At 66.9% G+C, this 17,585-nt stretch carries 20 protein-coding genes; 9 read left to right on the forward strand and 11 right to left on the reverse strand.

Going from position 1 to position 17,585, the window contains the following annotated elements; all coding sequences use genetic code 11:
- Positions 1-382: 382 nt before the first annotated feature.
- The 5 genes from EDC22_RS17370 to EDC22_RS17390 form a co-directional block, all read right to left on the reverse strand.
- Positions 383-1,753, reverse strand: coding sequence for a replication initiator protein A (locus EDC22_RS17370; RefSeq protein ID WP_207903831.1), 1,371 nt, complete (start codon positions 1,751-1,753; stop codon positions 383-385).
- A gap of 36 nt (positions 1,754-1,789) precedes the next feature.
- Positions 1,790-2,026: a plasmid partition protein ParG gene (locus EDC22_RS17375; protein ID WP_132807964.1), complete on the reverse strand. Its 237-nt coding sequence runs from the start codon at positions 2,024-2,026 to the stop codon at positions 1,790-1,792.
- Positions 2,023-2,652 (reverse strand): ParA family partition ATPase, encoded by a 630-nt coding sequence (parA, locus tag EDC22_RS17380; protein ID WP_132807966.1) that lies wholly within the window; start codon positions 2,650-2,652, stop codon positions 2,023-2,025. Before parA ends, EDC22_RS17375 begins: the two co-directional genes overlap by 4 nt.
- Before the next feature lie 65 nt (positions 2,653-2,717).
- Positions 2,718-3,029 carry a hypothetical protein gene (locus EDC22_RS18320; RefSeq protein WP_425385543.1) on the reverse strand — a complete coding sequence of 104 codons (312 nt, stop codon included), beginning with the start codon at positions 3,027-3,029 and terminating at the stop codon, positions 2,718-2,720.
- Positions 3,026-3,688, reverse strand: coding sequence for a recombinase family protein (locus EDC22_RS17390; RefSeq protein ID WP_132807968.1), 663 nt, complete (start codon positions 3,686-3,688; stop codon positions 3,026-3,028). The genes EDC22_RS18320 and EDC22_RS17390 overlap by 4 nt, the downstream gene beginning before the upstream one ends.
- A 384-nt stretch (positions 3,689-4,072) precedes the next feature.
- Here EDC22_RS17390 and EDC22_RS17400 point away from each other — a divergent pair, with 384 nt between their 5' ends.
- Genes EDC22_RS17400 through EDC22_RS17415 form a run of 5 tightly spaced genes read left to right on the forward strand, consistent with a single transcriptional unit; the run spans position 4,073 to position 7,098 of the window.
- Positions 4,073-5,221: a DNA cytosine methyltransferase gene (locus EDC22_RS17400; RefSeq protein ID WP_132807970.1), complete on the forward strand. Its 1,149-nt coding sequence runs from the start codon at positions 4,073-4,075 to the stop codon at positions 5,219-5,221.
- Entirely contained in the window at positions 5,221-6,153 is a 933-nt protein-coding gene (locus tag EDC22_RS17405) for a DUF4928 family protein (RefSeq protein WP_077189552.1), read from the forward strand. Before EDC22_RS17400 ends, EDC22_RS17405 begins: the two co-directional genes overlap by 1 nt.
- A complete protein-coding gene (locus EDC22_RS17410; RefSeq protein ID WP_077189551.1) occupies positions 6,150-6,563 on the forward strand; it encodes a very short patch repair endonuclease in 414 nt (137 codons plus the stop codon). Before EDC22_RS17405 ends, EDC22_RS17410 begins: the two co-directional genes overlap by 4 nt.
- Positions 6,560-6,736 (forward strand): hypothetical protein, encoded by a 177-nt coding sequence (locus EDC22_RS17985; RefSeq protein ID WP_165926966.1) that lies wholly within the window; start codon positions 6,560-6,562, stop codon positions 6,734-6,736. The genes EDC22_RS17410 and EDC22_RS17985 overlap by 4 nt, the downstream gene beginning before the upstream one ends.
- Complete coding sequence (locus EDC22_RS17415; protein ID WP_132807972.1) at positions 6,733-7,098, forward strand: helix-turn-helix domain-containing protein; 366 nt, start codon at positions 6,733-6,735, stop codon at positions 7,096-7,098. Before EDC22_RS17985 ends, EDC22_RS17415 begins: the two co-directional genes overlap by 4 nt.
- 92 nt (positions 7,099-7,190) lie before the next feature.
- Here the strand turns inward: EDC22_RS17415 and EDC22_RS17420 are convergent, their stop codons facing one another.
- The 4 genes from EDC22_RS17420 to traA form a co-directional block, all read right to left on the reverse strand.
- Positions 7,191-8,111 (reverse strand): S1C family serine protease, encoded by a 921-nt coding sequence (locus EDC22_RS17420; protein ID WP_132807974.1) that lies wholly within the window; start codon positions 8,109-8,111, stop codon positions 7,191-7,193.
- Positions 8,098-8,319 (reverse strand): hypothetical protein, encoded by a 222-nt coding sequence (locus tag EDC22_RS17425; protein ID WP_132807976.1) that lies wholly within the window; start codon positions 8,317-8,319, stop codon positions 8,098-8,100. Before EDC22_RS17425 ends, EDC22_RS17420 begins: the two co-directional genes overlap by 14 nt.
- 72 nt (positions 8,320-8,391) lie before the next feature.
- On the reverse strand, positions 8,392-8,763 hold the full coding sequence (locus EDC22_RS17430) for a hypothetical protein (RefSeq protein WP_129994637.1): 372 nt from the start codon (positions 8,761-8,763) through the stop codon (positions 8,392-8,394).
- Between the two features lie 33 nt (positions 8,764-8,796).
- Positions 8,797-12,060, reverse strand: coding sequence for a Ti-type conjugative transfer relaxase TraA (gene traA, locus EDC22_RS17435; protein WP_132807978.1), 3,264 nt, complete (start codon positions 12,058-12,060; stop codon positions 8,797-8,799).
- A 193-nt stretch (positions 12,061-12,253) separates the two neighbouring features.
- Between traA and EDC22_RS17440 the strand changes: the two genes are divergently transcribed.
- The 4 genes from EDC22_RS17440 to EDC22_RS17455 are packed head-to-tail and all read left to right on the forward strand — an operon-like array spanning position 12,254 to position 15,708.
- The gene (locus tag EDC22_RS17440; RefSeq protein ID WP_003159123.1) at positions 12,254-12,505 is read left to right on the forward strand and encodes a TraC family protein; all 252 of its coding nucleotides are present in this window, start codon (positions 12,254-12,256) and stop codon (positions 12,503-12,505) included.
- Between the two features lie 22 nt (positions 12,506-12,527).
- Positions 12,528-12,749 (forward strand): conjugal transfer protein TraD, encoded by a 222-nt coding sequence (locus tag EDC22_RS17445; RefSeq protein WP_132807980.1) that lies wholly within the window; start codon positions 12,528-12,530, stop codon positions 12,747-12,749.
- A gap of 32 nt (positions 12,750-12,781) precedes the next feature.
- On the forward strand, positions 12,782-15,304 hold the full coding sequence (locus tag EDC22_RS17450; RefSeq protein WP_207903833.1) for a type IV secretory system conjugative DNA transfer family protein: 2,523 nt from the start codon (positions 12,782-12,784) through the stop codon (positions 15,302-15,304).
- 11 nt (positions 15,305-15,315) lie between these two features.
- Positions 15,316-15,708 (forward strand): hypothetical protein, encoded by a 393-nt coding sequence (locus EDC22_RS17455; RefSeq protein ID WP_132807981.1) that lies wholly within the window; start codon positions 15,316-15,318, stop codon positions 15,706-15,708.
- Between the two features lie 136 nt (positions 15,709-15,844).
- Here EDC22_RS17455 and EDC22_RS17460 read toward each other — a convergent pair whose 3' ends face one another.
- Both EDC22_RS17460 and EDC22_RS17465 read right to left on the reverse strand, forming a co-directional pair.
- The gene (locus EDC22_RS17460; protein WP_207903835.1) at positions 15,845-16,336 is read right to left on the reverse strand and encodes a thermonuclease family protein; all 492 of its coding nucleotides are present in this window, start codon (positions 16,334-16,336) and stop codon (positions 15,845-15,847) included.
- Positions 16,333-17,001: a DNA-binding protein gene (locus tag EDC22_RS17465; RefSeq protein WP_132807983.1), complete on the reverse strand. Its 669-nt coding sequence runs from the start codon at positions 16,999-17,001 to the stop codon at positions 16,333-16,335. Before EDC22_RS17465 ends, EDC22_RS17460 begins: the two co-directional genes overlap by 4 nt.
- Positions 17,002-17,585: the final 584 nt, after the last annotated feature.

The raw sequence follows: 17,585 nt of genomic DNA on the forward strand, positions 1-17,585 counted from the left end.
GGGGGAGGGGGAGCCGCGAAGCGGGGGAACCCCGAAGGGGTGCCCCGGCCTTCAGGCCGCCTTGGCTGTTGGTTGACGCCAAGGGATCGTTATCCACAGACGCGGCGGCGTGCGGGACGTTAAAGAATTTATATTGTTAAAAACCGCGCGCGCGCGTTACGGGCTGAAAAACCGGCTTTTTCTCTTTGTGCATCAACGCCTTGCGCTGGCGTGCGGTGGGTGAAACGACGTGTCAGCGGTGGGTGAAACGACGTGTCCATCCACAGGAAAAGGTGGGTGAAACGACGTGTCCATCCACAGAACCGAAGCCGGGCGGTGGGTGAAATGACGTGCCTGTGGTGGGTGAAACAACGATAGTTCGCGCGGTGGGTGAAACGACGTGTCAGCGCCGTTCTTCCCCGCCCTCGATGCGCCGGGCGATGCCCCGCGCCAGCCGCTGGGGGTCGCGGACGTAGAAGGTCACGCGGTCGTTCTGGTGGAGCACGAAGCGGTATTCCGGCAGGCTGTCGTCGTCCTGGATCGCACGCAGCGCCCGCCGGAACTCCTTGAGCGTGGATTTGCTGCCGACCTTCTCCTGGAGCAGCTCAAGGCTCACCGTCCATTGCGCCTGATGGCCGCAATGCTTGCGGGCGATCTCGTAGAGCCGCCGGGCCAGCGGCTTGCGCAGCCGGAAATAGTCCGGGTGGATCGTCAGCACCTCGAAGGCCTGCACGGCGTTGTAAAGCCATTCAGACAATGTGACCTCGACGGCTACCATCCGCTCGTCGGTCGGTGACTTCTCGATGATCTTCCAGCGGTCGATGATCCCGAACCCCTCTTTGACACGCATTCCGCCCGTCTTGATGTCGGTAGTAATCCGTGTGCCTGCCAGCCGCTCGAAAGCTTCATGCAGGCGCTGGTAGCCGTCGCCGCTTGTCTGCCGGTTTGTCGTCACCAGGAAGTCATACACGGTGAACCGCACTACACGGTTCTTTGCATCGTCCCTGCCCCGGTTCAGCCCCTCGACAAGCTGCGATACCACGTAGATGAGGATGTCCTTGTCGTGCTGCGTGGCGCGGCCGAGTACGGACGGCGCCACCTTCACATACTTGCTGCCGTCCTTGCTGCGCCATTCCCAGATCGACAGGTCGGGCTTGGTCGAGAGCGTGAAGATCGGCGCTTCCATGCTCGCGCCGTCGTCCTTCATCGCGTAGTCGAACAGGTCAGCCAGGAAAAAGTCCCGGTTCGGGTGCCGCACCTTGACCAGCCCGCCCTTGCCGTCGCCATCGCGCGGCGCGGGGGTCAGGCGGCGTTCCAGGACCTTGAGCGCCTTCACGGCCTCCTGCGTCTCGGCCTCGATGGCGGCCCGCTGTTCTTGCAGGCTCTTGAGCCGCGCCAGCAGCGCGGAGGCCTCGGGGGATTCCAGGCGGCCGGTCTTGCCCACGATCCGCGCGATGTCGCGGTTCGTGCTCACGATCAGCTCGGACAGCACGCGGTGATGCTCGCGCAGCCGCTCGATGCGCTGCCGGTGGGCTTCCTCCGGCGATGACGGCACGGCCTCCGGCGCATCCTGGCAATCCATTACGTCCTCGAAGCCCAAGGCGTCCTCCTCGAACGCGCCCATCATCTCCGCGTCCTCGGGCGAGACCTCGACGGCCACGCCCGGAATGCCTGCGTGCCGTAGATCGCCGGACACGATGCCGTCGAACAGCGACGGCTGGCCTTGCGTATCGGCAGGGCTGGACGCTGGCTTGGTCTTGGGCTTGCGCGGCATGGAAAACCTTTAGCGGCTAAACACAGAAACACGCTTTTACGCTTGACCGTATTTCTGCAAAAGCAGCTCGCGCACCTCGTCGGCGATCTTGGTGCCGCGCATGGCGCACTGCGCCTTGATCGTGCGATGCAGGCTTTCCGGCACGTCGATGGTGAGGCGCTTCATCGGCTCCGGCCCCTCGGCCGGGACACGGCTTTCCACCCAGGCATCGGCCGCCGCCGGCGCGGGCTTGGCGGTCGGCTTGGTGCCAATCGAAATCTTCTTCGTGCTCATCGTGCGAACTCCATCAGCTCGGCCGCTACGGCCTCAATCTCGGCCGCTGCCGGCCCTTCCTGGTCAATCTCATGAACGGCCAGCCCTTGCGCGGCCGCTTCGGCGAACACCACGCGCTGCGTGATGGCGGCCGCCAGCGCCGGCACCGGATAGGCCGCCAGCGCCTCGCCCACGTCGCGGCCGATAGCCGTATTTGCGATTTTACGATTAACAACAAACGCGGCTTTCAGGTTTTCTTTATAGACGCGGGCCTCGTCGATCAGCTTCACCACCTCGTCAGCCGCCCAGATGTCATAGGGCGAAGGCTGCACCGGGATCAGCACCACGTCGGCGGCCATGATGGCCGACCGGGCAAGGTCTGTGACTCGCGGCGGCCCGTCGATGATGATGTGGTCGTAGCCCTGTCCGATCTGCGCGATTTCCTTGTGGACGGTCGGCCTGGGCAGTCCGACCACGGAAAACAGCGGTTCCCCCTGCCGGGCGGCCGCCCAGTCCAGGGCGCTTCCCTGCGGATCGGCATCGATCAGCAGCACCCGCGCCCCTGAGCGCGACAGGCTGGCCGCCAGGTTCACGCTGAGGGTGGTTTTGCCGACCCCGCCTTTCTGGTTCAGAAGTCCGACGATCATGTTTTCATCCTTTCCGCGTTTGCGTGATTGTTATTTTACGGAAAATCGTAAAACATGCAAGCGGTTCAGGGCTGGCCTTTTTCGGTTCGCCGCCGAGTCAGCTCGGCCCGCATCCAGGCCGAGGCCTCGGCCATGTCCTCGCGCAGCCCGGCCAGCTCGCCGGGGGTCAGCGCCCGCACCCGCCGGCGCTCGCGCTCCTGGCCGGCGATCTCGCCCGGCTGCAAGGCCAGCTCTTCATCGGTCATGCGTTCCAGCACGTCGCGCAGGCGGCCCGTGCAAGCGATGGGCGGCGGCTCGAACACATGCCCGGCCGCGATCATCTCGGCCTCGATTTCCTCGGTGATGAAGAACGGTTCTTCCTGGCCGCTCTGCGTCATGCCCCTGCCCCCTGGCGCTCATCCTGGACGGCCTCCATGGCGTCGGCCTCGCTCATGGCGTCCTCGATGAACGCGCCGCGCCGCTTCGCCTCGGCGCGGCTCACTTCCTCGCTGCGCTCCAGCGTCCGGTAAAGGGTCGCCCGGTGCACGTTCAGAAGGGTGGCGACTTCCGGCACGGCCCGTCCATCGGCCAGCAGCTCGCGGGCATGGGATACCTGCGCCGGGGTCAGGGCAGGCCTGCGGCCGAACTGCACGCCGCGCCGCCGGGCCGCCTCGCGGCCGCGCCGGGTGCGCTCAACGATCAGCGAACGCTCGAACTCGGCGATGCCGGCAAAGACCGTCAGAACCATCTTGCCGGCCGGGGTCGTCGTGTCCGCCCACGGCTCCGACAGGCTGCGCAGGCCTGCGCCGATGGCTTGCAGCCGCTCGGCGATGTCCAGCAGGTCGCGGGTGGATCGCGCCAGCCGGTCTAGGCTCGTGACCGTTACCACGTCGCCGGCGCGGAGGTGATCGATCATCCGCGCCAGCTCGGGACGGTCGGCGCGGGTGCCGGTGATCTTCTCGGCAAAGATGCGCTGGCAGCCGGCGGCGGCCAGCAGCTCGCGCTGGGTGGTCAAGTCCTGGGCGTCGGTGCTGACGCGGGCGTAACCGATCTGCATGGGTTCCCCCTTGGCGTGTCGCAAATATCAGTATGATACGCGGCATTACGCGACTGATAAACGCGACATGAAACGCCAAGGGAAGCGGGGCAGGGCACGGTGTCGCGGAATGTAGGACTTATGCGACATTTACAATAAATACCTTGGCCTTGAGTCACGATGGCGCCACAATGGCGCCTATGAAAGCCGCCCGTGAAGATTCGCGTTCTAGTGCGCTGGAGCGCATCAATCTGCGCCTCCCTCCCGAGGTACTGAAAGCTATTGATGCCGAATGCTCGCGCAGGGCAGGCAACGTATCGCGCAACACTTGGATTACCGAAGCCGTGACGGAACGCCTAGCGCGTCTCGCTTCGTCATCGCGCCATCAAGGCGCAGGGGGAGCCAATGGCTAGTTTTTATGAATTTTTCGCTGGTGGAGGCATGGCCCGCGCCGGCCTTGGCCCCGACTGGCAATGCCTCCTCGCCAATGACTTCGACCCGAAGAAGGCGGCCAGCTACGCCGCGAACTGGGGCGCCGATCATCTGCGCGTCGGCGACGTGGCCGCGCTGACCACGGCCGATCTGCCGGGCGCGGCTGACCTGGCTTGGGCCTCGTTCCCTTGCCAAGACCTTTCCCTGGCCGGCGCCGGCGCCGGACTCAAGGGCGAACGCTCCGGCACGTTCTGGCCGTTCTGGAAGCTCGTCAAGGCGCTGGGCGAGGAAGACCGGGCACCGCGCCTGGTCGTGCTCGAAAACGTCTTTGGCGCCCTCAGCTCGCACGACGGCAAGGACTTCGCCGCCATTTGCGCAGCGCTCGCCGGCGGCGGCTATCGCTTCGGCGCGGTCATCATCAATGCGGTGCATTTCGTCCCGCAGTCGCGGCCCCGTCTGTTCATCATCGGCGTGCGCAAGTCCTCGCCGATTCCTCGCGCCTTGGTCGCCGATGGCCCGGAAGGGGAATGGCATCCGTCCGCGCTGGTCGAGGCATACGGCAAGCTCTCGAAGCGTTCGCAAAGCTCCTGGGTGTGGTGGCGCCTGCCGGCGCCGCCGGCGCGCACGTCGATCTTTGCCGACCTGGTGGAAGATGAGCCGCACGGCGTCGCCTGGCACACGGCCGCCGAAACCAAGAAGCTGCTGGGCATGATGAACCCGCACAACCTAGCGAAAGTCGCGGCGGCCAAGAAGGCCGGCGGCCGAGTGGTGGGCACGATCTACAAGCGCACCCGCGCCGATGGCCCGAACGGCGAGAAGGCGCAGCGCGCCGAAATCCGCTTCGATGACGTGGCCGGCTGCCTGCGCACGCCCGTTGGAGGTTCGAGCCGTCAAACCATCATGGTGATCGAGGGCAAGCGCGTTCGTTCGCGCCTGCTGTCGCCGCGCGAAGCGGCCCGCCTCATGGGGCTGCCGGACACCTACATACTGCCCAAGAACTACAACGACGCTTATCACCTGGCCGGCGACGGCGTGGCCGTGCCGGTCGTGCGCTTCCTGGCCGAACACATCCTAGAACCGCTGTTAGCGGCGGCCCTGGCGGTCGAGAAGAAGGCAGCGTAATGACGGATTTGTTAACGGCCCTGCGGGACTTCAACAAAGACCGAAAATTCAACCGCAAAGGCCCGCTGTGCGTGGCGCTGGTCGTCACCCAGCACGCGCGCAAGATGGGCTTGCCGCTCGATCCCGACAAGCTGCTGACCGACGCCGGCGGCCAGGTTCTCGGCCTGGGCAAAGGCGCGGTGCAAGCGGTGCTGAACCGTCACGGCATCACCCGCGTTTTAGCCGCTGAAGGCGGGCGCACCAGTCGCGGCAGCATCAGCAACATGCGCGAGTATGTGGCGTTCCTCAACGGCCAGGCCGCCAGCGGCGCGGTCGATCTCGATGCCGTGGAAGCGTTCTGGATTGAGCGCGTGCATGAGTTCTTTTCGGCCAAGCCGTTCAAGATTCGCCTTGATGCCTCGCGCAGCCTGCGAACGCTGGTGCGCGACGTGATCGCCCAAGCCGAAGAACGGCAGCGCAACACGCCGGGGATGCAGTATGCCGGCGCGGTGCTGCAACACCTGGTCGGGGCCAAGCTCGATTGCGCCCTGGGCGCCGGCAACTTCGAGCACAACAGCTTTTCAACGTCCGACGCGCAATCAGGCCGCAACGGCGATTTCTTCATTGGCGATGTGGCTATCCACGTCACCACGGCGCCCGGCGAAGCGGTCATTGGCCGTTGCCGCGACAACATAGACAACGGCCACCGGCCGATCATCGTCACGACAGCGCGAGGGCTGACGGTTGCCGAAGGGCTGGCCGAGAATGCCGGCCTGGGCGAACGCATCGACGTTTTCGAGGTTGAACAGTTCGTAGCCCTGAACCTCTACGAGCTGGGCAAGTTCGCGGCCGAAGGCCGGCGCGTCGCGGTCGGCGACGTGGTGACGCGCTATAACGAGATCGTGGAAGAAGTCGAAACCGACCCGAGCCTGAAAATCGAATTTCGCCAATGAGCGAGACGCCGGAACAGCGCAGCCACACCATGCGGGCTGTGCGTTCCCGCGACACGGGGCCGGAAATGATCGTGCGGCGCTTCCTCCACGCCGCAGGCCTGCGCTACCGGCTCCATGATCGACGCCTTCCCGGCGTTCCTGACCTGGTGTTTCCAAGCCGGCGCGTTGCGCTGTTCGTGCATGGGTGTTTCTGGCATCAGCATCCCGGCTGCGAGGCAGCCGCCCGGCCGAAATCTCGCCCGGACTACTGGAACCGGAAGCTGGATGGGAACGTGGCGCGTGACGCCCGCCACCTGGCCGAGCTGGCCGCCGCCGGCTGGACGGCCCTGGTAGTCTGGGAATGCGAAACGCGAGACCCGCAACGCCTAGCCGCGCTGGCGGCTCGCATTCGAGAGAAGGGAAGGACATGAGCAACGAAACCGCCACCATCAGCGCCACCGTTCCTGCGGCCGTGAAATCCGAAGCCGCCGCCGTTGCGGCCGCGCACGGCATGAGCCTAGCCGTCCTGGTGCGCGAGCTGGTGGCCCGCGTGGCCGCCCGTGACGCCGAAACGCTGGCCTGGCTCGATGAGGCTCGCCGATGACCGACCCGAAAAACCTGGAAAGCTGGCTGCATGAGAAGGCCGGCCCGGCCTATGACGCATTGAAGGCCGACCCGGCCCGCGCCATCACGCCTGACCAGGTGCGCCGCACGCTCGATGAGCTGCTGGCCGAAGCCGAAGCATCCGGCCAGTATCCATTGCCGCCGGGGCAACGCGAATGGGTGGATGCGCCGGCGGTCGGCCGTGAAGGGCTGACGCCCTATGACCCGGCCGAGTGCCTGACCAGTGCCGAGGCCTTGGCCGCGTTCCTGGCCGACGCCGAAGCTACGGCCGACCCGGCCTATATCGAGCACGCCCGCGAAGTCGCGGCGCGGGCCCGGGCCATGCACGGTCTGGAAGAGTAGGGGAGAGCGGGCCTGCATCGCCAGTTCCGACGATGCAGGCCCGGACGCGAAAAGGGCGGCGACCTGGCCGCCCTTGCTGTTCCTGGTTGCCTCTACAAGCCCGCCACGGCCAAGGCGCGGCCGATGGGCACGGCCTGGGTGAATGGCCCGGCGCTGTGGCTCACAAGGCCCACGGCCTCGCCCCGGCCATTGACGACAACGCCGCCGGAGTTGCCGCCCGCTATGGGCGCGTCGATCTGCAACATGCCCGCCGCGCCAATCAGGCCGCCGACCTGGCCGTGACGGCTGACGATGCCCGCGCTCATGGAGAAGTCCAAGCCCTTCGGGGAGCCGATCGCGGCGATGGCCTGGCCTTGGCGTGGCAGGGCGGGGGCCACGCGCACCGGCTGGCCCGGCTCGCCGTCGATCAGCAGCGCGGCCACGTCGCGCACATGGTCGATGCGCGCCACGCGGGCGCTGCGCCATTCCCCGCTTGCCAGCTTCACCCGCACGCCCTCGATGCCGGCCAGGACGTGCGCGGCCGTCAGCGCCGTGCGGCCGTCGCCGACAAGGAAGCCCGCGCCCAGCGTCACCCATTCGCGTTCCTGGTCGGCCTTCGCCCATTCGTGTTGCCAGGCCCGGTAACGGGTCAGCAGCTCGGTTGCCAGGTTGGTTTGAACGCCAGGGACAAGCCATGCCCGGTTACGGCTGCCGTCGCCCTTGGCGCGCTCGATGACGGCCACCATGACAACGGACGGCATCACCTGGCCGGCCACGGCCGACCAATCGACGGCGGCAGGGTAGGGGCGGGCGTCCAGCGCCACGCCTTCGCCGGCGGCGCTGCGGGCGCTGTCGGTCTTGGCGTGCGCCTGATGCTTGCTCCACTCGTCGTCATCAAGACGCTTCTGCGCGGCCGCGATGGCGTTCACGTTCGCCTGCGTGGTGGCAAGGGCATAGCCGCCCGAGGCCAGGCCGGCACCGGCCAGGACGTAGGCCGCCAGGGCAGCGCGCCGCCAGGATTCAACGCTGCCCATGCTCCGCGCCCTCCTGGTCGTGGTTGAGGCCGCGCATTTGCAGGCGCTGGCCGGTGTCGTCGCCGATCTGCAAAACCTTGATGTGCTGCTCATAGGCCGCCTGGAACATCCAGCCGGCCCCGGCCAGGCCGATGACGGCGGCCGCGAAGGTCACGCGGTATTTCGTTAGCTCGCGGCGGGCGCCGCCGGTAACATTGGTGTCAGCCATGATTTCATCCCTCTGTCGGATGGGGTTGTGGTTAGGCGCCTGGGCCGGTTGCCGCCGCCCTGGCGCCGCCTTTCAGCGGCTAAAGCTGCGGGACTGCTCCCGGTCGCGCGCCGCCTTCTCCTTGAACCGTTCGGCGATCTCGCGGGCGCGGGCCTGCTTCACCTGGTCGCCGTTCTCGTTGTCCCGGTTTAATTCCTTTGCCAGCGTCTTTGCCTGCTGGCCGTTGATCTCGTTCAGCTCGACTTTCTGGCCGGCGTCCAGCTCGAAGCCCTGGCCCTGCTGGCCTTGCTTCTGCTCGGCCTCGATGGCCTGGGACTGCTGCGCGGCCGCCTGGCCGTGGCGTTCCAGCCGCTCAAGGTCTTTCGCCTCGCGCCGCTGCTGCGCCTGCTCGATCTGCTTGGCGTAGCCCTGGGCCAGCTCGTCGTTCGTCGGTTCTGTGCTCATGGTGCGTGCTCCTGGTTGGTTGAAAATTGCGCGTCATCGGCTCAAACCGCCGTTGCCGCGTTCCTGCTCGCGCTGCCGCTGGCGGCTGCGCTCGATCTCCTTCGGGTCGCGTGCATACCTATCGGCAAGCTCGCGCTGCATCTTGTCCAGCTCGACGGCCTGACGCTCCTTCGGCATGGCGTTGAACCGCTCGATGCGCTCGCGCAGCTCGGGCGGCAGCTCGCGCCAGGCGCTCGGGTTGCGGTCGGTGTAGCCTGCAAAGCCCGCCTGCCGCTTCACGGCCAGCGCCTTGAACTGGTCGGCCTCTCGCTTCGCGTACATCTCGGCCCGCTTGCGGTCTTGCTCGCTGACCTGGACGGCCGCCGGGCGCTCCGGCTCGGCCTTGGCCTGGGACGGCTGCGCCAGGCCCGCAAAGGCCCGCTGCTGGCCTTCCTGCATGATCGCAGCCGAGTAGTGCCGGGGGTCTTTCCCGGCCGCCTGGAACTCCTGGGCGACGGCAAGCTGTGCCTTCGCCACGTCCAGCGCCAGGCCGCCGCCGGCCGCCTCGGCGCGCTCGACGCCGGCGCGGAACCCGGCCAGGGGGTCGGGGGCCGTGCGCTCGGCCTGCGGCCGCTGCGGCGCTGCCGGCTGCTCGATCTGCTGCGGCCGCTGCACGGCCGGACGGCCGGCAATGTCGGTCGCGGGCATGAGGTCGGGGCGGCCGTGGCGCTCCAAGCTGCGGCGCATGGCGCGCTGCATCTTCCCGGCCAGCTCGGCCACCTTGGCCCGGCCGCGTTCGAGCCAGCGGCGCATGACGTTTTCGCCGTCGAAGCCGCGCCGGTCGGCAAAGTCCAGCGTGCTTTCCTTCGGCCGCTCGCGGCCCAGCACCTGGGCCAGCTTGCCGGCGGCCAGCTCGGCCGCGCCGCGAACGTGCCAGGTGTTGCGCTCGGCCGTGGTGCCGTCCGGCAGGCGCACGGTTTCCGAACCGCCATGCTCCAGGCCGATGCGGTCGCCGCGCTGCGCGCCGCTGGCGGCAATGGCGCGCTCAAGATCGACGCCCCAAATGGTGTGCCGCTCGCCCTTGTCGTTCTCCAAAGTGGCAAAGTAGCTCGGGCGGTTCTCCGGCTTGTTCTCGTAGGGCGCTGCGCCGTGATCGACCAGCCGCCCGGCCCGCCGGTCGGTGAAGTCGTCGGCCCCGGCAAACAGGGTCGCGGCCTCGCGGTGCCGGGTCATGCCGACATAGGCCAGACTCCTATCCATGCCGGGGGTCGCCAGCAGGTAGGCGCGATCAACCGTTACGCCCTGGGCCTTGTGAATCGTGACTGCATAGCCGTGATCGACGGCCGCATATTGGGACGCCTGCACCTGGCGCGCTTCGCCGCTGTCCAGGCGCACGGCCAGGCTGCCATCCTCGGCCCGCTCGACGGTGCCAAGGGTGCCGTTCTTCACGCCTAGATCGCGGTCGTTTTTCAGGAACACGATGCGGTCGCCGGCAGCGAACTCGCGGCCGCCGCGCTCGGTCATGAACCGGGCGGAACCGGCCAGCTCTCCGCGCTCCTTCCTGGCATCGCGCACGGCCTGGTTAAGCGCCTGAACGTCCGCATTGGAATGGGCAAGGATGATCTGGCTTCCCTTGCCCTGGTCGGCCACGTAGGACGCCGCCAGGGCGTCGCGCGCCGCCTCCCGGCTGCCGTGGATTTGGACGTGGCCGCGCTCGGCGTAGGCCGCCAGGCCATCGGCCACGGAACCGCGCGCAAGCTGCTGGCCGGCCTCGCGCATCCAGGCGTGTTTCTGCCGGCGCACCTCGGTAATTTCCGCCGCTCCGACGTGCTGCACGACGGCACGAAACGCCGCGCCGGCCTCGATGGCGGCAAGCTGCTTGTCATCGCCCAGCAGGACGACTTTTGCCCCGGCCTGCTCGGCGGCTTTCAGCACGCGGCCAAGCTGGCGGCTGCCGATCATGCCCGCCTCGTCGATCACGAGAACATCGCGCGAAGTGAGCTTGTCCTTTCCGTTTTTCCACGCAAATTCAAGGCTGGCGAGCGTGCGGCTTTCGATGCCGCTGCCCGCCTGCAATTCGTCGGCCGCCTTTCCTGCCAGGGCCGCGCCGCGCACGTTGAAGCCCTGCGCTTGCCATGCCTCGCGTGCAACCTTCATCGAGAACGATTTGCCCGTGCCGGCGTCGCCGATGACCACGGCCAGGCTGCCCGGCTTGAGAACGTGCCGGACGGCGTTTTGCTGCTCGGCCGATAGGGTGCCCGCGCCATCAATCGCGGCGTTCGTGATCGGGCCGGAAACGCCATGCCTGCCGGTTCTCGCCAGGCGCTCGGCACTGTCCACCATGCCGCGCTCGGTGTCGATCATTTCGCGGGTGGAGAACTTCGCCGGATCGCGCCCGTTGGCCGGTTCCATCTCGACCAGAAGCGGCGAATTTTCCAGCCTGGCAAGCAAGCCCTGGAACTGGTCGGCATCGTCAATGTAGCGGTTCAGCTCTGCGGCAATATCGCGGCGCGTGAATACCGCTTGCGTGGCCGTGAGCTTGTCTAGGATGATCTCCGGCCGCTCGACAATCTGCCGCGCCTGCTCCTGCCGGTCGGCGTTGTGAATGTCGATGCGGTCGGCCTCCAGGCCGCGCCTGTCCATCGCCACGGCATCGCTGCCGATGTGCTTGGTTGGTGTGAGTTCTACGCCCTGATCTGCATAGCTGCGATGATCTACGCGGGCGCTGATTCCGGCCCGCTCTAGCGCCTCGTTTGTTAGCTCGGCCCACTGCTGGCGAATCTCGATGATGTCGCCCTGGCTTGTGCCAGGAATGCCCGCTTTCTGCCTGTCTTTGTTCGCCAGCTCAATGACGGCCTTCGCGCCTAGCGTTCCATCGGCCTGAATGGTGCGCGTGGTCGCCAGCATATGAACGTGAAAATTCCGGTCGTCGCCCTCCTTGTCTGGTGCGTGAATGCACACATCCACGGCCACGCCGTAGCGGTCTGCGATAGCCTGCCCCATGCGCGTTGCCAGCTCTTTACGGTCGGCTTCGTTCAGCTCATGCGGCAGGGCCGCCCGCCACTCTCGGGCCACTCGCGCATCTTTTCGCTTCTCGGCGGTCTCGGCGGCATTCCACAAGGCGGCACGCTCGGGAACCGGCACGCCTGCGGGCGTGACTATCTCGGACGACAACACGCCGCCTTTGCGGGTGAAATCGAACACTTCGCCGGTGCGCTCATCTACCAGAGACGACGCGGAACGATAGGCGGCAGCGGCCACGGCGCTATGCCCGGCCGCCCGTCCTATCGTGTGCGTGTTCAAGTGGTAGATCGCCATTTTTTTCCTTGGCGTTTTAGCCGCTAAAAAGGGGTGCCGGGGTATCCCCGGCCGCATGAGGGTTGCGCAGCAACCCGTAAGTGCGCATTTCGCTTTGCTGCATGACTATACCAGCGCCGTGCCTTCCCTACCAGCGTCGCAAGGTGCTAACATCACGCGGGCATAACCCGCAATCACGAAAGGAGCTGTAACGATGGCACGAAAGACCCTATCCGAACGCAAGGCCGACAAGCTGGCCGAGCTGAACCGCATCAAGGCCGAGCTGGCTGAACTCGAAAGCAAGGCCGCCGAACGCATCGGCAAGATTGCCATTGCCGCCGGTCTCGGCGATCTCGACATTGACGACGCCGCCATGCGGAAGGAGTTTGAGGCTATCGCCTCGAAATTTCGCAAAGGCGAAACCCAGCAAGCTGCTCCGGCTCCGGCAGCGCCTGGCACGAACTGACCGCGATTTGGGACGCCTTCGGATGAACGCCAGGAGAGAAGATGCACGCCGCAAGATTCGGCTTGGCGGCTTGGTCATCAAGTCCGGCATGGCGGACTATCCGGCATCCGTGATCTTGGGCGCTTTGACCCTCGCGGCCGGCGCGCTCAAAGGGCCGAACGCTGACGCCACCAAAGCGCGCTTTGAGGCGGCCGGCGATGAGGCTTTTTCCGATGATGGAGAGGACGGCGGCAACCGTTCCTAGCCGTCAATTTCTACCTGACAGAGAGGTGAAGCATGATGGATTTTGAAGCTCTAGCAGCGCGATTGTGGGCCGCCGTGGCGGCGGTGTTTTTCGGCGTGTTCTGCCTGTCTCTGGCGACAACGGCGCACGCCCGCGTTTTCCCCGAATGCAACCCGGCGGCCGAAGCCGGAAAGCTCTACGGCGCGGCGGATGCTGACGCCTGGGTGAAGCGCATTTGTGACGCGCAGGAATCGACCTACCGGACGTGGGAAGCGAACCTGCAAAAGCTCGACATTGGGCAGCAGGATTTGGCAATGGCGACGAATGCCGGAGACTGGAACGCCTACCGCGCCAAGTGGGCCGAATTGCTGCCCATCTTGAAGGAAATGGAAGCGGCCGCGCTGGCAAGCCGGAACGCCGTTGGCGCGGCGAACATCCTTAGCCTGTACCGCTCCGATCTCGGCCTTTTCTTGCAGAACGCGGGCCTGGGAACGGCGGCGAACCTGGACGAGTTCAGCGCCCGGATTTCCGGCGGCCTGGACGGCCAGCGCCCGGCGGCGGCCGCTACCGCCGGCGTCAATGTGGTGCAGCAGTCCGTGACGCGGGGCGTTGAGTTCGTGAAGGGGCTGGCGGCTGCGGAAGGCGACAAGGTTCTAGCGGAGTATCGCGGCCAGGTCGAGCAGAGGGCCGAGACCCGCCGGGAGCAGCTTTCAGGCAACACGGCAAGCGGCTATTTCGGCGGCTTTGCCCGGCGCATCACCGAAGTTTGGGGCATCTTCTTCTTCGTCCTGTTCGTGCTGATGCTTGGCGCGGTCGTGGTGGCCGTAAAGCGCAAGCAAAACCCGATCACGCTGGCGGGCGCGGCCTCGCTCGCTTACCTGCTGCCGGGGTCGGCTATGGTGCTGGCGTTCGTGCTGGTTCCGTTCCTGCCTTCCTGGGCCATGATCGCGGCAACCCTGGTCGGCACCTATGCCATGTATGCGCAAGGCGGCCGCATTTGCGGCGCGCTGGCGTCCAGGCTCGGCGACGGCTCTACCCTGGGCCGTCGTCTGCGCGTCCTGGGGGCCTGGCTGGACAATCTGCGGGCCGGTTTGCGGGGTGAACCGGGCGGCGCTGCCAGCATCGGCGCGGCCGCCGTTCAGGCCGCTTCCGCTCCCGGCGCGCAGCCGGTCACGCATGGGTCGGCCAGGTGGGGCACGGTCGCGGAAATCCGCCAGGCCGGGCACCTGGTCGCGCCCGGCAAGCCCGCCGGTTTCGCCCTGGGCAGGGTAGCCGGTGCGCCCGCCGGCCTCGATCAGCGTTTCCGCTTTACCGGCCACGTCGTGACTGTCGCCCCGACCGGCTCCGGCAAGGGCATTGGCGCGGTAATCCCTAACCTCCTGGACTATCCCGGCTCGGCCCTGGTGCTCGACGTGAAGGGCGAAAACGCGGCCGTGACGGCCCGCGCCCGCCGCGAGCTGGGGCATAAGGTTTTCGTGGTCGATCCGTTCGGAGTGACCAAGGGCGAGGCGCACGCCTTCAATCTGCTGGATCGCCTCGATACGAGTGACCCGGAATGCGTCGGTGAATCGGCCGTGCTGGCTGACTGCCTGGTCATTCCAGACCCGAAGGGGCAGGCGCACTTTGACGAGTCGGCCCGGACGCTGCTGCAAGGGCTGATGCTGCACGTTGCCGGACTGGATGAAGGCCGGCGCAATCTGCCGGAAGTGCGGCGCATCCTGACCGCCGGCGAGGAAGTGCTTTTTGAGACCCTGGCCGAAATGGCCGCCGACGAAAAGGCCGCTTTCGGCCTTCCGGCGCGGGCGGCAAACACCATCATGGGGATGCCCGACCGTGAACGCGGCTCGGTGATTTCGACGGCGCAGAAGAGCACGGCCTTTATGGATGATCCACGGATCGCGGCGGCCGTATCGCGCTCCGATTTCAACCTGGCGAACATGAAGGCCGAACTGATGACGGTCTACATGGTGCTGCCCGCCAACAAGATCGGCCCCAATGCCCGCTTTGTCCGGGCCTTCATCGGCTCCGTGATCGCGGCCATCACGTCGAGCACCACGCAACCCATGCACCGGGTCGCCTTCCTGCTCGATGAGTTCGGCCAGCTCGGCTACATGAAGCAGATCGAGGACGCGGTTAGCCTGATGCGCGGCTACGGCCTAGCCTTCTGGGTGTTCATCCAGGACTTGAGCCAGTTGAAGGGCGTCTATCCGAAGTGGCAAACCTTCCTGGCGAACAGCGCCAAGTCGTTCTTTGGCACCGACGACTACGACACGGCCAAGTACATCAGCGACAGCCTGGGCAAAGCCACGATTGAGTTTGAGACGGAGAACACCGGCCGCAACAGCGGCACCGGCGTTTCCGGCGGCGGCGGTTCCCTGAACCGGGGCAAGTCCAGCGGCTCAAGCCAGCAGTTCGCCGGCCGCGAGCTGCTGACGCCGGATGAGGTCATGCGCCTGGGGCCGGAAAAGCCCATCGTGCTGGTGAAGGGCGAATATCCCTACCTGCTCGACCGGCTGAACTACCTGGCCGATCCCGAGTATGCCGGGCGGTTCGACGCCAACCCCTACCATAGCTGACGGGCGCGGCCATGTGGGTTTTCGTCGTCATCGGTTATCTGCTGCTGCTCGGCCTGGCCACCTGGTTCGGCGGCGGCGCGGTGATGACGGTCGCCGCCGGCGGCTTCGTCCTGGCCGTGGCGCTCTGGCTGCTCGATGGCCTGCTGGCCGATCTGCTGCGCGGGCCGCTGCGGTGGCTCGCCAAGCCCTTCCGGGCGCTGGCCTCGGCCCTGGGCGTCCTGATCGTGCTGCCGTTCATCCCCGGCATCTTCCTGGGGTCGTTCCTGCTCGAACTGTTCCGCCGGCGGCAGCGCCTGGCGGAACCCGGCCGCCCTGCCCCGGCCACACCGATGCAGACTGCGACGCGGCGCACGGCGGACGTGATCGACCTGGCGGCATTCCGGCGGCGAAACAACATTAAATGATGTTTTCTGTATTTAATGATTTGCGCCTGATGCGCCCCTCAAAAGTCAAAACTGCGCCCCTTCCGCCTCCAAAGTGGCGAAGGAAGGCCCGTCCTGCGCGGGCTTTCCTGTTCCTGCAAGGCTGGGCGGGCCGGGTTTATTGACTCTTGGGGGGCGCTTCGCGGCGGTGTTGCGCCCGCCATTCCCACGGCGGCACCGGGGCGGCATCGCTCCACAGGCCGCGCCGGGCCGCCCGCGCTTCATCCTGGATCGCATACAGCGTGCGGTCGGCCGCGTAGCGGTCGAACACCCAGGCCATACCGCGCCTGACCTGTTCGGCGCTGGTGTCGATCCCGTCGCAGCTCACGCGGCCGATGGCGCGGCCGTAGCGGTCGTGTCCCCTGTCCTCGATGACGGCCTCGCGGCCGAAGCAAAGGCCGGAAAGGGACTGCTTCGAGCGTTGGCCGAAGGGCTGCCCTTTTTCCGGGGCGTCGATCTCGGCCAGTCGTATGCGGTGCTCCCGCCGCCCGGCGTCAAGAACGGCCAGGGTGTCGCCATCCATGACCGCCACCACACGGCCGCGCAGCTCTCCGCTCTGGGCAGCGGCCGCCAGCGCGAACAGGCACCCGGCCAGCATGGCGCGGATCACTTGCGCCCCCTGCCCTGCCCATCGGACGGAGCCAGGCGGGCGATGAGGGCGGCCATCTGCTCGCTGGAGGCCTCCAGACGGCCGCGCAGCGTGGCGGCTTCTTCCCGCGCCTCAGCGAGCGCCTGCCGGGCTTGGGCGGATTCCTGGTGCGCCCTGTCCAGCTCGGTGCGCAGCTCGGCGGCTCTGGCCTCGGCGGTGTGCGCCTGCTCCTGCGCCTCGGCGAGCTGCCCGCGCAGGCCTGCGGCGGCCTGCTCTGCCTCGCGCCGCTCCCGCTCCAGGGCCTCGATACGGGCGCGGGCCTCGTCCAGCTCGCCGGTGAGTTGGTCGGCCAGCTCGGCCGCCTCGCGCCGTGCCTGCTCCGCCTCCTGGCGTGCTTGTTCCAGGGCCTCGCGCTCGGACGCAAGCCGCGCATTCGCCAGCTCCAGCGCAAGACTCCAGATTTCAGTCCCCGCCTCCGCCAGACGGTCGGCCACGGCCGGCGGGGCCGGCTCGCGGATCGGCGCGGCCTGGCTTGCCTTCCGCGCCCGCCATTCGTTCATGGCCTCGCTGATGGTCGTGAAGGAACCCCCGCCCAAGGCCTTGCGCACAGCGGCTAGGGTTGGCTTCTGGCCGGCGGTGTCCAGCTCGTCGGCGACGGCGAAGATTTGTTCTCGGGTGACGGCCATTCTGCTTTCTCCTGTAGCGTTGTAATAGATTGTATTATACTACAACATACAACACTTTACAAGCGCCGTCCGGGATTTTCGGGGCGGCGGCAGGCCGGCACGCCAGGGCTGATCCGTGGATGCCCTGCAAAGCGCCTAGAAGGGTCGTAGAGGCGTTTTTGAGTGTTCCCGCACCCGAACTACCTGACGGCCGCGTTTCGCGGCTTGTAGGCCATCCTGCGCGGCCTGAGCGTGAAACGAAGTTTTCTTTCCCTGGCGTTCAATCTTGATCCCGGAACCCATCCGCAGGCCTCCAGCGTATGACTGCCGCCTTCCTGGAAACCCAGCGGGGGGAGCCGCGCCCGGAGGGCGTGGGGGGCGGCAGCCCCCAAGGGGGGGCGACTGCGCGAGCACCGCAGGCCAAAGGCCGAGGAGCGCAGGACGGGGGGGACGGCACGTCCCCCGCGCAGCAGGGGGGATCAATTCGCCCCCTCTGGGGGGCACTTTACAGGGGGAGGGGGAGCCGCGAAGCGGGGGAACCCCGAAGGGGTGCCCCGGCCTTCAGGCCGCCTTGGCTGTTGGTTGACGCCAAGGGATCGTTATCC

This window comes from Tepidamorphus gemmatus (assembly GCF_004346195.1).
In the GTDB taxonomy this organism is placed as follows: Bacteria; Pseudomonadota; Alphaproteobacteria; order Rhizobiales; family Tepidamorphaceae; genus Tepidamorphus; species Tepidamorphus gemmatus.

Excerpts from the sequence above, each read along its gene's own strand:
- EDC22_RS17370 (WP_207903831.1), bottom strand. The coding sequence starts at position 1,753 with ATGCCGCGCAAGCCCAAGACCAAGCCAGCGTCCAGCCCTGCCGATACG.
- EDC22_RS17375 (WP_132807964.1), bottom strand. The coding sequence starts at position 2,026 with ATGAGCACGAAGAAGATTTCGATTGGCACCAAGCCGACCGCCAAGCCC.
- parA (WP_132807966.1), bottom strand. The coding sequence starts at position 2,652 with ATGATCGTCGGACTTCTGAACCAGAAAGGCGGGGTCGGCAAAACCACC.
- EDC22_RS18320 (WP_425385543.1), bottom strand. The coding sequence starts at position 3,029 with ATGACGCAGAGCGGCCAGGAAGAACCGTTCTTCATCACCGAGGAAATC.
- EDC22_RS17390 (WP_132807968.1), bottom strand. The coding sequence starts at position 3,688 with ATGCAGATCGGTTACGCCCGCGTCAGCACCGACGCCCAGGACTTGACC.
- EDC22_RS17400 (WP_132807970.1), top strand. The coding sequence starts at position 4,073 with ATGGCTAGTTTTTATGAATTTTTCGCTGGTGGAGGCATGGCCCGCGCC.
- EDC22_RS17405 (WP_077189552.1), top strand. The coding sequence starts at position 5,221 with ATGACGGATTTGTTAACGGCCCTGCGGGACTTCAACAAAGACCGAAAA.
- EDC22_RS17410 (WP_077189551.1), top strand. The coding sequence starts at position 6,150 with ATGAGCGAGACGCCGGAACAGCGCAGCCACACCATGCGGGCTGTGCGT.
- EDC22_RS17985 (WP_165926966.1), top strand. The coding sequence starts at position 6,560 with ATGAGCAACGAAACCGCCACCATCAGCGCCACCGTTCCTGCGGCCGTG.
- EDC22_RS17415 (WP_132807972.1), top strand. The coding sequence starts at position 6,733 with ATGACCGACCCGAAAAACCTGGAAAGCTGGCTGCATGAGAAGGCCGGC.
- EDC22_RS17420 (WP_132807974.1), bottom strand. The coding sequence starts at position 8,111 with ATGGGCAGCGTTGAATCCTGGCGGCGCGCTGCCCTGGCGGCCTACGTC.
- EDC22_RS17425 (WP_132807976.1), bottom strand. The coding sequence starts at position 8,319 with ATGGCTGACACCAATGTTACCGGCGGCGCCCGCCGCGAGCTAACGAAA.
- EDC22_RS17430 (WP_129994637.1), bottom strand. The coding sequence starts at position 8,763 with ATGAGCACAGAACCGACGAACGACGAGCTGGCCCAGGGCTACGCCAAG.
- traA (WP_132807978.1), bottom strand. The coding sequence starts at position 12,060 with ATGGCGATCTACCACTTGAACACGCACACGATAGGACGGGCGGCCGGG.
- EDC22_RS17440 (WP_003159123.1), top strand. The coding sequence starts at position 12,254 with ATGGCACGAAAGACCCTATCCGAACGCAAGGCCGACAAGCTGGCCGAG.
- EDC22_RS17445 (WP_132807980.1), top strand. The coding sequence starts at position 12,528 with ATGAACGCCAGGAGAGAAGATGCACGCCGCAAGATTCGGCTTGGCGGC.
- EDC22_RS17450 (WP_207903833.1), top strand. The coding sequence starts at position 12,782 with ATGATGGATTTTGAAGCTCTAGCAGCGCGATTGTGGGCCGCCGTGGCG.
- EDC22_RS17455 (WP_132807981.1), top strand. The coding sequence starts at position 15,316 with ATGTGGGTTTTCGTCGTCATCGGTTATCTGCTGCTGCTCGGCCTGGCC.
- EDC22_RS17465 (WP_132807983.1), bottom strand. The coding sequence starts at position 17,001 with ATGGCCGTCACCCGAGAACAAATCTTCGCCGTCGCCGACGAGCTGGAC.